Annotated in this window: 13 protein-coding genes; 7 read left to right on the top strand and 6 right to left on the bottom strand. The window is 74.5% G+C overall.

The features are described 5' to 3' along the window. Positions 1-4: 4 nt before the first annotated feature. Positions 5-1,264, top strand: a complete 1,260-nt coding sequence (gene mycP, locus ACTMS0_RS02815) for a type VII secretion-associated serine protease mycosin (protein WP_441153484.1) — start codon at positions 5-7, stop codon at positions 1,262-1,264. A 179-nt stretch (positions 1,265-1,443) separates the two neighbouring features. Here mycP and ACTMS0_RS02820 read toward each other — a convergent pair whose 3' ends face one another. Together ACTMS0_RS02820 and ACTMS0_RS02825 are read right to left on the bottom strand one after the other, a co-directional pair. Next, positions 1,444-1,737 carry a WXG100 family type VII secretion target gene (locus ACTMS0_RS02820; protein ID WP_441153485.1) on the bottom strand — a complete coding sequence of 98 codons (294 nt, stop codon included), beginning with the start codon at positions 1,735-1,737 and terminating at the stop codon, positions 1,444-1,446. Positions 1,738-1,764: 27 nt separating this feature from the next. Further along, positions 1,765-2,085, bottom strand: coding sequence for a WXG100 family type VII secretion target (locus tag ACTMS0_RS02825; protein WP_441153993.1), 321 nt, complete (start codon positions 2,083-2,085; stop codon positions 1,765-1,767). A 258-nt stretch (positions 2,086-2,343) separates the two neighbouring features. Here ACTMS0_RS02825 and eccE point away from each other — a divergent pair, with 258 nt between their 5' ends. From eccE to rarD, 4 genes are all read left to right on the top strand, one after another. Then, the gene (eccE, locus tag ACTMS0_RS02830; RefSeq protein WP_441153486.1) at positions 2,344-4,236 is read left to right on the top strand and encodes a type VII secretion protein EccE; all 1,893 of its coding nucleotides are present in this window, start codon (positions 2,344-2,346) and stop codon (positions 4,234-4,236) included. A gap of 82 nt (positions 4,237-4,318) precedes the next feature. Then, complete coding sequence (locus ACTMS0_RS02835; protein ID WP_441153487.1) at positions 4,319-4,705, top strand: phage holin family protein; 387 nt, start codon at positions 4,319-4,321, stop codon at positions 4,703-4,705. Positions 4,706-4,778: 73 nt separating this feature from the next. Beyond that, positions 4,779-5,270, top strand: a complete 492-nt coding sequence (locus ACTMS0_RS02840; RefSeq protein ID WP_441153488.1) for a GNAT family N-acetyltransferase — start codon at positions 4,779-4,781, stop codon at positions 5,268-5,270. Further along, entirely contained in the window at positions 5,267-6,256 is a 990-nt protein-coding gene (gene rarD / locus ACTMS0_RS02845; protein WP_441153489.1) for an EamA family transporter RarD, read from the top strand. The genes ACTMS0_RS02840 and rarD overlap by 4 nt, the downstream gene beginning before the upstream one ends. 6 nt (positions 6,257-6,262) lie before the next feature. Here the strand turns inward: rarD and ACTMS0_RS02850 are convergent, their stop codons facing one another. Then, complete coding sequence (locus tag ACTMS0_RS02850) at positions 6,263-6,946, bottom strand: anti-sigma factor family protein (protein ID WP_441153490.1); 684 nt, start codon at positions 6,944-6,946, stop codon at positions 6,263-6,265. Beyond that, on the bottom strand, positions 6,943-7,509 hold the full coding sequence (locus tag ACTMS0_RS02855; RefSeq protein ID WP_441153491.1) for a sigma-70 family RNA polymerase sigma factor: 567 nt from the start codon (positions 7,507-7,509) through the stop codon (positions 6,943-6,945). Before ACTMS0_RS02855 ends, ACTMS0_RS02850 begins: the two co-directional genes overlap by 4 nt. Positions 7,510-7,688: 179 nt before the next feature. Between ACTMS0_RS02855 and ACTMS0_RS02860 the strand changes: the two genes are divergently transcribed. Beyond that, the gene (locus tag ACTMS0_RS02860) at positions 7,689-9,809 is read left to right on the top strand and encodes a PhoX family protein (RefSeq protein WP_441153492.1); all 2,121 of its coding nucleotides are present in this window, start codon (positions 7,689-7,691) and stop codon (positions 9,807-9,809) included. Between the two features lie 122 nt (positions 9,810-9,931). Here the strand turns inward: ACTMS0_RS02860 and ACTMS0_RS02865 are convergent, their stop codons facing one another. Next, positions 9,932-10,714 (bottom strand): IclR family transcriptional regulator, encoded by a 783-nt coding sequence (locus tag ACTMS0_RS02865; protein ID WP_441153493.1) that lies wholly within the window; start codon positions 10,712-10,714, stop codon positions 9,932-9,934. 154 nt (positions 10,715-10,868) lie between these two features. Here ACTMS0_RS02865 and ACTMS0_RS02870 point away from each other — a divergent pair, with 154 nt between their 5' ends. Then, complete coding sequence (locus ACTMS0_RS02870; RefSeq protein ID WP_441153494.1) at positions 10,869-12,050, top strand: MFS transporter; 1,182 nt, start codon at positions 10,869-10,871, stop codon at positions 12,048-12,050. A gap of 92 nt (positions 12,051-12,142) precedes the next feature. On the opposite strand, the gene ACTMS0_RS02875 is transcribed toward ACTMS0_RS02870, so the two are convergent. Next, a complete protein-coding gene (locus tag ACTMS0_RS02875) occupies positions 12,143-13,228 on the bottom strand; it encodes a polyprenyl synthetase family protein (protein WP_441153495.1) in 1,086 nt (361 codons plus the stop codon). Positions 13,229-13,262 lie beyond the last annotated feature (34 nt).

Consider the following 13,262-nt stretch of genomic DNA (forward strand, 5'->3'; position numbering starts at 1 on the left):
GTCGATGTCCCGGAGCCCCGCGCGGCCGCTGCTCGCCGCTCTCGCGGCGGTGGTGGCGACGCTGACGGCCGGCGCCGCGCCGCCCGCCGGCCCGACGGCACCCGTCCCCGGCGTCCCCACCACCGGTCCGGCCGGCCCCGGCCTCGCCGGTCGGGCCGCGCCGGCGTGCGCCGCACCCCTCGCGCCCGCCCGCCCGATCACCGCGGTGCCGTGGCCGCAGCAGCGGTACGCCCCGGAGCGGCTGGCTCCGCTCGCCACCGGGGCGGGCGTGACGGTGGCGGTGGTCGACTCGGGTGTGGACCGTCGCCACCCGCAACTCGCCGGGCGGGTCCGGGCCGGCACCGACCTGCTCGACCCCGGCGGCGACGGCACCCGGGACTGCGCCGGCCACGGCACCGGAGTCGCGAGCGTCATCGTCGCCGCGCGCCACGACGGCGTGGCCTTTTACGGCCTCGCCCCCGAGGCGCGGATCCTGCCCGTCCGGGTCAGCGAGCAGCAGGTGGTCGACGGCCGGGAGTCGGGGCGTACGGTCAGCGCCCGCGACTTCGCCCGGGCCATCCGGTGGGCGGTCGACAACGGCGCCGACGTGCTCAACCTCTCCGTGGTGCTGTACGCGGACGACTCCGCCGTGCGGGACGCCGTCGCCCACGCGCTCGCCCGCGACGTCGTCGTCGTGGCCGCCGCCGGCAACCTGCACGAGAGCGGCGATCCCCGGCCCTATCCGGCCGCGTACGACGGCGTGCTCGGGGTGGGTGCGATCGGGGCGGACGGGGTGCGCTCCTCCTTCTCCCAGATCGGCCCGTACGTCGACCTGGTCGCGCCCGGGAGTGACGTGGTGACCGCCGCGCCCGGGCAGGGACACCACCGGGCCGAGGGCACCAGTTACGCGGTGCCCTTCGTGGCCGCCACCGCCGCCCTGCTCCGGCAGTACCGGCCGGATCTGGGCGCGGCCGAGGTGGCGGAGCGGATCCTGGCGACCACCGATCCCGCTCCCGGGGCGGGGTACGGCGCGGGGGTGCTGAACCCGTACCGGGCACTCACCGAGAGCGGCGGCGGACCGGCCCGTACCCGGCCGGCCGCGGCCCTGCTCGACGAGCGGGCCGACCCGGCACTGCTGGCCCAGCAGGCACGGCGGGCGGCGGCCCGGGACCGGGCGCTGCTGGTGGCCGGGGTCGGCGGCGGGACGGTGACCGCGGCGGTGCTGCTGGCCCTCGTGCTGCCCCGCGGCGCCCGCCGCCGGTGGCGACCGCCCGACCCGGCCTGATCCGGGGTGGCCGGCGGCGGCACCGGCGGAACGTGATCAGCCCCGGTAGCTCCTCGGCGCGCCGCAGCCGCCCTCACCGTCATCGACGCCCCGCGGAGAGCGGCGACCGGTCGCGCGCGGGGCCGGACATGCGGAACGTGGCGCCCACCCCGTCGGACCGGCGCCACGTCCTGCGGGTGTCACTGGAACAGGTTGGCGTTCCGCTTCTCGGTGTCGAGGTAGTCGGCCGCGGAGTCGTCCACCGCGAGCTTGATGTCGCGCAGCATCGCCTGCAGATCCTGCGAGGCGGACCGCCAGCGGGTCTGCCGCTGCTCGTACGCCGCGCGGGCCTCACCCGACCAGCTCGCGACCAGCGGGGCGGCGTCCCGCTCGAGCTGACCGAGCTGCGCGTCGAGCGTGCTCAGCGCCTTCTGGATGTCCGCGCTGGCCTGTTGCAGCGCCGCGAAGTTGACGACCAGCACACCGTGCTCCATCGCTTGTCTCCTCCCCCGGGTCCGGGTCTACAGCGGCAGTTGGATGCCGCCGCGGTTGGTCGTGGACACCCGGCTGGCGGCCTCGGCGTCCGAGACGTCGTACTGCTGGCCGGCGGTGCGGATCGCCGTGGCGGTCTCTCGCAGAGCCCGCTGCAACGCCGCCTGGTCCTGCGCCCACTGCTGCTTGACCTGCTCGAACGAGCGCCCGCCGGCGCCGCGCCAGGCCTGCTGCAACACCTCCAGCTCGGCCATCAGGCCGCTCAGCATGGACTGCAACGACTGGTCGACCTGCTCGAACTTCGCGGCGGTCTGCTGCATCACCGCGGCTTCCGCCTGGGTCTCGGACACTCCGGACGTCACCTCGTCTCCTGCGTCGTGCTGGCCGTCGACACGCCCGCTCGGGGAGCGCGCCGCTCGCGCCGCCCGGGACGTCGAGCACGGCGGGCGCGGGTCAGCGATAACTCGTCGCTGACGGTAGCCGTACGATCGCGGTTCTGCTACCCCGTCCGCGTCCCCTGTGGACAACTGCGGCTCCCGCCGCGCCGCCGAGACGCTTACGATGGGCGGCAGCCACATCGCAGTGCGTGATCGGTGGAGGAGGGTGCGGTGCCGGCGACCACCACGGCGAGCCTGCCCTCGTCCCCACCGGGAGGCACGCCGCCCGCGCTGCCCGGCCGGCGCGATCCGGGCCCCGGCGACCGGGCTGACCCGGCCCCGGTCACCGACGCCCCCGCCGTCCTGCCACCACAGTGGAGCCTCCGTCGCCGGCGGTCGGCCCGCCACGTCCGGGCCGGCCAGGTGGTCGCCGGGCAGGTCGCGGTGGCGGTCGTCGTCGCGGCAACGGGGCGGGGAGCAGCGGCGATGCTGGCGGCCGTGGCGGTGGCCGCGCTGCTGGTGGTGCTGGCCGGGGCGCGCCTGCGCGGGCGCTGGCTCTTCGAATGGCTGGGGACCGCCGTGGCGTACGCCTCCCGGCCGCGCGCCCTGCCGGCGGACGCCGAGCCGGCCGCCCTGCTGGAGCTGGTCGATCCGGGCGCCGTCGTACGGCCCGCGGAGCTGGCCGGTGCACCGGCCGCCGTGCTGGACGACACCACCGGGATGGTGGCCCTGCTGGAGATCCTGGATCCGGCGGAGCTGATCGGCGACGGGTCACGGGCGCTGCCGTCCCCGGCGGCCCTGCTCTCCGCCGCCCCACCGGGCGGCCCGCCGGTACGGGTCCAGCTCCTGCTGGCCGGGGTGCCCGCACCCGCCGTCGCGCTCGGCGGCGGCACGGTCGCCACCTCGTACCGGCAACTCACCGACGGGCGGCTGCCCGGCCGCGAGCGGGCAGTGCTCGCCGTTCGGGTGCTCCGCGTCGACGGTGTCACGCCGGAGGAGCTGCGCCGGGCGCTGCACGGCACGCTGCGCCGGATCCTCCGCCGGCTCGCCCCGGTGACCGCCCGGCCGCTCGGGGAGCACGCGGCGCTGCGGGTCCTGGCCGAGCTGGCCCACCACGACGCCGGGGCGGTGCGGGAGACCTGGCCCGCGCTCCGGTCCGGCGGTCTGTGGCAGGCGACCTTCCAGCTCGACCGGTGGCCGGACCCGCGCACCGAGGGCGCCCGGGGCCTGGTGTCCCGGCTGCTCGCCCTACCGGCCACCGCGATCACCGTCTCGCTCAGCGCCGGGCCGTCAGCCGGTGCGGTGGCGGCCGTCCCGTCCGAACTCGCCGTACGCCTCGCCGCCGGGACGCCGGCCGAGCTGGCGGCGGCGGAGCAGGCGCTGCACCGCGCGGTGACCGGGCCGGGCGGTGCGGTGCGGCGACTCGACGGGGAGCAGTTCGCCGGGCTGGCCGCCACGGCGCCGCTGGCCCTGCCCGGCGCCGGCCCGCCCGGGCCGGCCGCCGCGGAGCTGACCGTCGGCGACGCGGGCCTGCTGGTCGGCGCCAACCGGCACGGAGATGCCCTGACCGTCCGGCTGTTCCGTCCGGAGAGCACCCGGGTCGTGCTCGTCGGCGGGCTCCGAGCCGGCCAGTTGATCGCCCTGCGGGCGATGGCGCTCGGCGCCCGGGTGGTGGTGCAGACCGCCCGCCCCCGGGCGTGGGAGCCGTTCGTCCGGGGGGTCGGCGCACCTGGCGGCACCATCCCGCTGCTGCCGCCGGGCCGTCCGCCCGGTGGGGAGCCGGGATCACCCCTGCGGCCGCTGCTGCTGGTGGTCGATGCCGGCCCGGTTCCGCCCGATCCCGAGCCCGGGCCGCCGTGGCAGGCCACCCTGCTCATCCGGGACGAGCTGACCGCGGCCGACGTGGCGACGCTGGGCCGCGCCGACCTGGCGCTCCTCCAGCCGCTCGGCCCGGCCGAGGCGGCGCTCGCCGGGGGCGCGCTGGGGCTCGGCGCCTCCGCCGGATGGCTCACCCGGATCCGGGAGGACATGGTGGCGGTGGTCAACCGACGGGCCCTGCGGTGGGCGCGGCTCACCCCGTCCCCGATCGAGGCGCAACTGGTGGGCCGCCCGACGCGCCGATGAGCGATGCCGGAGCGGCAGCAGCGGGTGGATCATGCGCCGGGAGGGTTCCCCCGAAGATCGGTCCGTGGCAGCATCATCCGCCATGGGTTTTCTGAAAGGGCTCCTGATCCGGCTGGGCGTCACGGCGCTGGCGTTCTGGCTGGCCACACTGCTAATCCCCGGGATCACGCTGGACTCGGAATCGGTCACCGAGGCGGTCACGACGCTGGTCCTCGTCGCCGTGATCTTCGGTGTCGTCAACGCGGTGCTCCAGCCGATCATCAAGACCGTCGGCTGCGGCTTCTACCTGCTGACCCTCGGGCTGATCGCGCTGGTCGTCAACGGGCTGCTGTTCCTGCTGACCAGCTGGATCGCCGGCCAGGCCGGGCTGCCGTTCCACGTGGACGGGTTCTGGCCGGCCGCCGTGCTCGGCGCGCTCTTCGTCAGCGTCGTCACCTGGATCCTCGGCGCCATCCTCGACCGCGACTGACGGCGGCGGCACGGGTCCAGATCGCGGAAATTGGCTGCTGAGGCCACCTGGGCCGGCGACTAGCGTCGGAGCGGTGTTCACCCTGAACCGTGACGACGGCTACCTGATCAGCACCGACCCCGAGCGCCTCGACCTCGACCGGGTGCACCACTGGCTCAGCACCGACGCGTACTGGGCCCTCGGGCGGGACCGGGCGACGGTGGCGCGCGCCTTCGCCGGCTCGATCGGCTTCGGCGTCTACCGGCCCGGCGACGGGCGCCAGGTGGCGGTGGCGCGGGTCGTGACCGACCACGCCACCTTCGCCTGGCTCTGCGACGTCTACATCGAGCGGGCCGAGCGCGGGCGCGGGCTGGGCAGCTGGCTCGCCGGCGCGGTCCGCGACCACCTCGCCGAGTTCGGCGTACGCCGGATCCTGCTGAGCACGTACGACGCGCACGGCGTGTACGCGAAGGTGGGCTTCGCCCCGCTCGAGCAGCCGGACCGGTGGATGCAGCTGGACCAGCGGGTGAGCCCCGTCACCAGCAAGGAGCAGCAGGCCGATACGCCCCTTACGGTGGAGGCGTGACGCCTCGTCGGCTCGGCTACCTGTACGGCATCGGGGCGTACCTGCTCTGGGGCTTCTTCCCGCTCTACCTGAAGCTGCTCCAGCCGGCCGGCCCGCTGGAGATCCTGGCCCACCGGATCGTCTGGTCGGTGGTCTTCGTCGCACTGGTGCTGGCCGCGCTGCGCAACGTCGGCTTCCTGCGTGCGCTGCTCCGCCGGCCGCGCGCCCTGGCCGGGGTCGGCGTAGCCGCAGCGCTGATCGCCCTCAACTGGGGCACCTACATCTACGGGGTGAACTCCGACCGCGTGGTGGAGACCGCCCTCGGTTACTTCATCAACCCGCTCGTGGTCGTGCTGCTCGGCGTGTTCGTGCTGCGTGAGCGGCTGCGCCCCGCGCAGTGGGTGGCGCTCGGCGTGGGCGGGGCGGCGGTGGCGGTGCTGACCGTCGACTACGGACGGCTGCCGTTCCTCGCGCTGGTCCTGGCGTTCAGCTTCGCCGGGTACGGCCTGGTCAAGAAGCGGCTCGGGCTGCCCGCCGCCGAGGGGCTGTTCGTCGAGTCGGCGGTGCTGGCCCTGCCGGCGTTGGCGTACCTGGTGTGGCTGGGCGGCACCGGCGGGGCCAGCTTCGGCGCGGTGTCGGCCGGGCATACCGCGCTGCTCGTCGCGGCCGGCGCGGCGACCGCGATCCCCCTGCTGATGTTCGCCGGCGCGGCCAACCGGCTGCCGCTCACCAGCCTGGGGATGATCCAGTACCTCGCCCCGATCCTCCAGCTCGCCTGCGGCGTCCTCGTCTTCCACGAGCCGATGCCCCCGGCCCGCCTGGCGGGCTTCGCCCTGGTGTGGCTGGCACTGGCCATCTTCACGACCGACGCCCTCCGCTCGGCCCACCGCCAGCGCCGCAACCGCCGGCCCGCACCGGCGGCCCCACACCGCAATCTTGCAGTTTCGGCCGCCGCCTCGCCCGGTTCACGACCTCCGTCCGGTCAGAAGGCGCAAGATCGCGGGTGACCGCCGTCAGCGGACGTCGTACGCCAGAACCGGGGTGCCGTCGGCGCGGACCAGTTCCAGCCGGACCAGTTCCGCGTCGGTGAACCGGGTGGCGCCGCTGATCCGCAGGTCGTCGCCCGGGCCGGCGAGCCACGAGCCGATCTGCTCGGTGGTGCCGTCGGCGCTGCGCGCGACCAGTCGGAAGGCGGACGCCTTGCGATAGCCGACCGACGAGTCGTACCCGCACCGCATCGTCACCTCGGTGCCCCACTCGGTGCCGGTCAGCCCGATCTCGGCGTGCACCGGCACCGTGCCGGCGACCGGCTGCATGGCGACCATCTCCCCTCCCCCGCGCTGATCCGTACCAGGCAGCACGGCGGCCGTGCCGAGGCCGACGACCAGCGCCAGCGCCGCGGCGGCGAGCGTGGTGAGGGCGTACCGGCGGCGGATGGCCAGCCGTTCGCGGCGCCGGCGCTCCCGGGCCGCGGCGAGCAGGTCGGGCAGGCGGGAATCCTCCGGGGGCGGCAGGAACTGCTCGAGGCCGGCCGGGTCGAGCCGCCCGAGCAGCCCGGGAAGCACGGCGATCTCCGCGACCGCCTGGCGGCACTCGGCGCAGCCGGCGAGGTGCCGTTCGTACGCCGTCCGCTCGGCCGGCGTCAGCGCACCCAGCACGTACGCGCCGTCGTCGTGCGCGAACTCGCACCGGGTCATCCGGTCACCCCCATCTCGGCCAGGACCAACCGTAGTGAGCGCAGGGCGTAGTGCGTCCGGGACTTGACGGTGCCCGGCGGCACCCCGAGCCGCGCGGCGGCCTCGGCCACCGACCGACCCTGGTAGAAGCACTCCACCAGGACCTCACGATGCGTGGGGCTGAGTCGGTTCAGCGCCTCGGCGACGGTCCACGCCTCCACCGCGCGCTCCGCCTCGTCGACCGTCTCCGACGGCTCGGGCAGCTCGTCGGTGTAGACCTCGCCGACCCTGGTGGACCGGCGGCGCCAGGCGTCGATCGCCAGGTTGCGGGCGGTGGTGAAGAGCCAGCCGCGGACCGACCCGCGGCGCGGGTCGAGCGACTCCGGGTGCCGCCAGGCGCGCAGCAGGGTCTCCTGCACCAGGTCCTCGGCCCGCTGCCGGTCCCCGTTGACCAGGCGCAGGGCGTGCGCGTACAGCGCCTCCGCGTGCTCGTCGTGCAGGGCGCGGAGCAGGTGGGCGTCGTGGTCGCTGATGGCGGTCTCCTCGCTCTCGGCGCGAGTCCGGCGTGGCCTCCGCACGGACATACGTGCGGCCGTCCCGATCGGTTCAGCCGCAGGTCATCACCGTTGCCCCGGGCGAGTTGTTCATACCTGGTTCACATCGGCGCCGACGAGCGGCCACCGGCTCCTCCTAGCGTCCGGCGGGTACGCACGTCATCACCTGACTCCGTCGTGCGCCAACCCCATCCAGGAGGCTCCTCCACATGAGCGACCGTCCTCGGCTGCTCCCGCTGCTGGGTTCCACCCGCCACGGCAGCCGTGACGCCATGACCTGTCTCTACCGGTGCGGCAACGCCTGCGACCACCCGGTGCCGAACACGTCCGACAACGCGTACTTCGGTGAGCTGGTGGACGCCGAGGTCTCCCGCCGCGGCGTGGTCCGGGCCGGCGCGGTCGGCGCGCTGGTCCTCGGCTTCGGCGGCGCGGCCGCCGGTGCGCTGGCCGGCGCCAGCGCCGCCTCGGCCGCCCCCGGCGCCCCGCCGGTGCCGGACACCACCGAGTTCGCCCGCCCCAGCGGCGGTATCGGCAGCGGCGCCCTGACCTTCAAGCCGGTCCCGCCGAACAAGCTCGACAGCTTCATCGTCCCCAACGGCTACGACCACTCGGTCGTCATCCGGTGGGGTGACGAGGTGGTGCCGGGCGCGCCCGAGTTCAACCTGCACCACCAGACGGCCGCCGCTCAGGCCGAGCAGTTCGGCTACAACAACGACTTCGTCGGCGTGCTGCCGCTGGGCCGCAACCGCGCCCTGCTCGTGGTGAACCACGAGTACACCAACGAGGACCTCATGTTCCCCGGCTTCACCAGCTTCGACGCGCTGACCGTGGAGCAGCTGAAGGTCGCCATGGCCGCGCACGGCATGTCCGTGGTGGAGCTGGAGCGCGTCGGCGGCACCGGCGAGTGGCGCCCGGTGCGGTCCGGCCGGCGGCAGTACAACCGGCGGGTCACCACCAACACCACGAAGTTCGAGCTGACCGGTCCGGCCGCCGGCTCGGCGTGGCTCAAGACCGCCGCCGACCCCAAGGGCCGGACGGTCATCGGCACGCTGAACAACTGCGCCGGCGGCGTGACCCCGTGGGGCACCGTCCTCTCCGGCGAGGAGAACTTCAACCAGTACTTCGTCGGTGGCGACGGCGCCCCGGAGGAGCTGAAGCCGAAGCTGGCGCGCTACGGCTTCAGCACCACCACCCGCTACCCGAGCGGCAACCGCAAGTGGGACCGGGCCGACGAGCGCTTCGACCTGGCCCGGCACCCCAACGAGGCGCACCGGCACGGCTGGATCGTCGAGATCGACCCGTACGACCCGGAGAGCCGGCCGCGCAAGCACACCGCGCTCGGCCGGTTCAAGCACGAGGGCGCGAACGTCATCGTCGCCAGGAGCGGCCACGTCGTGGCGTACATGGGTGACGACGAGCGGTTCGACTACCTCTACAAGTTCGTGTCCGACAAGAAGTTCATGAAGGGCGACTCCTGGGTCGCCCGCCGGCACAACCTGACCCTGCTGGAGTCCGGCACCCTCTACGTCGCCAAGCTGGACCAGACCAGCGCCGCCGAGATCGACGGCTCGGGCAAGCTTCCCGCCGACGGCGCGTTCAACGGTCGTGGCCAGTGGATCAAGCTGGTCAGCGGCAACCGCTCGTACGTCGAGGGCATGACCGCCGCGGACGTGCTCACCTTCACCCGGCTGGCCGGTGACAAGGTCGGCGCGACCAAGATGGACCGTCCGGAGGACGTCGAGCCGAGCCTGCTCACCGGCAAGGTGTACGTGGCGCTGACCAACAACACCAACCGCGGCGTCGGCAGCAACCCGAAGGCGGACGAGGCGAACCCGCGCACCGCCAACAAGCACGGCCACGTGCTGGAGCTGGTCGAGGACCGCGGCGACAACGCGGCCGAGACGTTCGCGTGGTCGGTGCCGATCGTGGCCGGTGACCCGACCGATCCGTCGACCTACTTCGCCGGGTACGACAAGAGCAAGGTCTCGCCGATCTCCTGCCCGGACAACGTCGCCTTCGACGCCACCGGCAACCTCTGGATCTCCACCGACGGCAACGCGCTGGGCAGCAACGACGGCCTCTTCGCGACCGCGGTCGAGGGCCCGGAGCGCGGCCACCTCAAGCAGTTCCTCACCGTGCCGCTCGGCGCCGAGGCCTGCGGCCCGTTCATCACCGGCGACAACCGCTCGGTCTTCGTGGCCGTGCAGCACCCCGGTGAGATCTCCGGCGCCTCCGTCGAGAAGCCGGCGTCCAACTGGCCGGACGGCGACTACGCCAAGCCGGGCGTCACCGTCACGTGGCGCCTGGACGGCGGCCCGATCGGCGGCTGACAGCTCCCCTCAGGGCGGTTCGGCGCTGGACCGCCGGGACGGGCCCTCTCCCAGCCGGGGAGAGGGCCCGTCCGTGGCCGGTCGTCGCCCACCTGCTGCCGGGAAGCCGTGACGGCCGGCCGTCAGGTCTCCGCGGCGAGGCTGTCGGCGATGGTGCGGGCGGTGGTGAGCAGCTTCGCCCGGACCACCCGGGCGGAGGTCATCATCTCGCTGGCCGGCAGCGCACAGGCCAGCACCACGCGGCGCTCCATGTCCTTGTCGGGGGTCACCAGCACCGCCGCGCAGGCGACCCCCTGCCGGAACTGACCCAGCTCCATCTGCATTCCCCGCCGGTCCCCCGCCGCCAGGTCGGCCTCGAACGCCTCGACCGTGGTCAGCGTGGCGGACGTGAACGCGCGCATGCCGTACTCCCGCAGGTAGCGGAACCGCTGCTCGGCCGTGAGGGTCGCGAGCAGCGCCTTGCCCAGCGCGGTGGCGTGCGCCCCCTCGTCGAAGCCGGGGACGAGATCCTCCAGGTACGGCGAGCGCGGGCCCTCGGCGACCGCCGTGATGGCCACCTGACCGCCGATGAACTTGCCGAGGTAGTGGCTGTAGCCGGTGTCGGCGGCGGCGCGCCGCAGGCACTCCCCGACCGCCTGCGGCCCGCGGAAGGCCGTGACCAGCTCGCGGTAGCGGTCGGCGACCTCGAGACCCACGATGTACGTGCCGTCCTCGCGCCGGATCACGTAGCCCTCGTAGGCCAGCGTCCGGACGAGGTGGTAGGTGGTCGCCACGGTCAGCTCGCACCTGCGCGCGATCTGCTTGACGGTCAGCCCCTTCGGGGCACGACCGACCGACTCGAGCACTCGCAGCGCGCGGGACACGCTCCGGATCAGGTCCGAAGGTTCCGCCAAGGGGTCGCGCACAACCACCTCCGCAGCCGGGGACTTACACCATATGAAATACGTGCCCCGTGCGAAATGCCTGATCGGGTGGAGGATGCCAGATCGTCATCCACCGCTCGTGCCGGTCCGGACACGAAGCGTGGACCCGGAACGGCTCGCGTAAGTTGTTCAGATCATGGCCGACACCGCGCTCCAGTCCCTCGACGCCCCGGCCCGGCCCGTACGGGCCGCGGCCGCGGCCATCGCCGTCACCATCGCCTGCGTCCTGCCGGTCTTCCTGGTCGGCGGGCTCGCCGTCCAGATGGGCGACGACCTGGGCTTCTCCCCGGCTGGCCTCGGCGTCGTCGTGGCGGTCTACTTCGGCGTGGGCGCGCTGGCGTCGGTGCCCTCCGGCACGCTCGCCGAGCGCTACGGTCCGGCCGTGGTGGCCCGGGCCGGCATCCTGGTCTCCGCGGGCGCCATGCTGGCCGTGGCCGGGCTCGCCCGGTCGTACCTGGTGCTGGTCGGGTTGCTCGCGCTGGCGGGCACGGCCAACGCCCTGGGTCAGCTCGCCAGCAACGCCGCGCTGGCCCGGCACGTCCCGGTCCGGCGGCAGGGGCTGTCGTTCGGGGTGAAGCAGGCCGCCATCCCGGTCTCCACGCTGCTGGCCGGGGTGGCGGTGCCGACCGTGGCGCTGACCGTCGGGTGGCGCTGGGCGTTCGTGGCGGCCGCCGGCGCCGCGCTGGCCGTGCTGCCGGCCGTACCCGCACGGGAGCCCCGCCCGGTCCGGGAGGCCGCACCGGCCCGGGGTGGGCGTGCCACCGGCGCCCTGGTGGTCGTGGGGGTGGCCGCGACCCTCGCCTCCGGCTCGGCGAACGCCCTCGGCACCTTCGTCGTGGACTCCGCCGTCACCCGGGGGCTGGCGCCCGGGCTGGCCGGTCTGACGTTGACCCTCGGCAGCGCCGTCTGCGTCGCCGCCCGGGTCGGCGCCGGCTGGCTCGCCGACCGCCGGGCGGGCGGGCACGTGGCGGTCATCGCCGGGATGCTGGTCGTCGGCGCCGGCGGCCTCGGTCTGCTCGCGGTGGCCGGGCCGGTCCCGCTGGTGGTCGGCGTGGTGCTCGGGTTCGGTCTCGGCTGGGCCTGGCCCGGGCTGATGAACTTCGCCGTGGTCCGGCTCCACCCGCAGGCTCCGGCCTCCGCCACCTCGATCACCCAGACCGGGGTGTACGCGGGCGGCTGCCTGGGTCCCCTGTCGCTCGGCCCCCTCGCGGCCCACGCCGGCTACTCCACGATGTGGACCACCGCAGCCGTCTCGATGCTGCTGGCCGCCGCCCTGATGCTGACCGGCAGCCGCCTCCTGTCCCACCCCACCCGCTGATCCGCGTTGATCATGAGGTTGGCGGCGAAGTCGATCGCGGGAACTGCCGCCAACCTCATGATCAACGAGGTGGCGGGCGCCCAGGAGGGCCGTCAGCTGGTGCGGTCGGCGATGTAGTCGCAGAGGGACTCGAGGGCGTGGCGCGCCGGGATCTGCGGGAGCGGAGCCAGCCGGGCGCGGGCGTCCTCGGCGTAGCTGCGGACCGTCTCCCGGGCCCGCTTCAGGGCCGGGCTCTCACGGAGCAGGCCCAGGGCCTCGGCGTGCAGGTCGTCGTCGGTGAGCGCGCCGGTCGCCAGGATCTCCCGCAGTCGCATCGACGACGCGTCGGCGTCGTCGGAGCCGAGCGCGTACAGCACCGGCAGGGTCGGGACGCCCTCGCGCAGGTCGGTGCCGGGCGTCTTGCCCGACTGCACCGACTCGCTGGCGATGTCCAGCAGGTCGTCGGAGAGCTGGAAGGCCACCCCGATGGTCTCGCCGTAGCCGGCGAGCGCCTCGGTGTGCTCCCGGCTGGCACCGCCGAACATTCCGCCGAAACGCGCCGACGTGGCAATCAGCGAGCCGGTCTTCTCCGCGATGACGTGCAGGTAGTGCGCCACCGGGTCATCGCCGGCCCGCGGCCCGACGGTCTCCGCGATCTGCCCGTGCACCAGCCGTGCGAACGTCCGGGCCTGGAGGCGTACGGCCTCGGTGCCCAGGTCGGCCGCGATGTCCGCGGCACGGGCGAAGAGGTAGTCGCCGACCAGGATGGCGACCGAGTTCGTCCAGCGCGAGTTGGCGCTCGGGGCGCCCCGGCGCACGGGCGCCTCGTCCATGACGTCGTCGTGGTAGAGCGTCGCCAGGTGGGTGAGCTCCATCACCACCGCCGCCGGCACGACCTGCGCGCCCGTCGGGTCGCCGAACTGGGCGCCGAGGGCCACCAGCAGCGGCCGGAACCGCTTGCCGCCGGCCTCGACGAGGTGCCGGGCGGCCTCGGTGACGAACGGGTCGGCGCTCGCGACGCTGGCCCGCAGCTCGACCTCGACGGCCTCCAGCACACCCAGCACCGACTCCTCGACGCGGGGATCGGCGAGGTGCAGGCCGAGCGCGCCGAACTGACCCGTGCGCTCCCGGCCCGGGCGGCCGCCCGCGCCGGTGGCACCTGAACGCTCGCCAGCCGGATTCACCACGTCTCCAACCATGCCACACCCGTTCGACCAGCCCCGGGGCGGGGAT

Origin of the sequence: Micromonospora sp. H33 (genome assembly GCF_052068455.1) — a bacterium.
GTDB lineage: Bacteria > Actinomycetota > Actinomycetes > Mycobacteriales > Micromonosporaceae > Micromonospora.

Bases quoted from the DNA above. Each gene is read 5' to 3' on its own strand.
- mycP (WP_441153484.1), top strand. From the start codon at position 5: ATGTCCCGGAGCCCCGCGCGGCCGCTGCTCGCCGCTCTCGCGGCGGTG.
- ACTMS0_RS02820 (WP_441153485.1), bottom strand. From the start codon at position 1,737: ATGGAGCACGGTGTGCTGGTCGTCAACTTCGCGGCGCTGCAACAGGCC.
- ACTMS0_RS02835 (WP_441153487.1), top strand. From the start codon at position 4,319: ATGGGTTTTCTGAAAGGGCTCCTGATCCGGCTGGGCGTCACGGCGCTG.
- ACTMS0_RS02850 (WP_441153490.1), bottom strand. From the start codon at position 6,946: ATGACCCGGTGCGAGTTCGCGCACGACGACGGCGCGTACGTGCTGGGT.
- ACTMS0_RS02855 (WP_441153491.1), bottom strand. From the start codon at position 7,509: ATGTCCGTGCGGAGGCCACGCCGGACTCGCGCCGAGAGCGAGGAGACC.
- ACTMS0_RS02860 (WP_441153492.1), top strand. From the start codon at position 7,689: ATGAGCGACCGTCCTCGGCTGCTCCCGCTGCTGGGTTCCACCCGCCAC.
- ACTMS0_RS02870 (WP_441153494.1), top strand. From the start codon at position 10,869: ATGGCCGACACCGCGCTCCAGTCCCTCGACGCCCCGGCCCGGCCCGTA.
- ACTMS0_RS02875 (WP_441153495.1), bottom strand. From the start codon at position 13,228: ATGGTTGGAGACGTGGTGAATCCGGCTGGCGAGCGTTCAGGTGCCACC.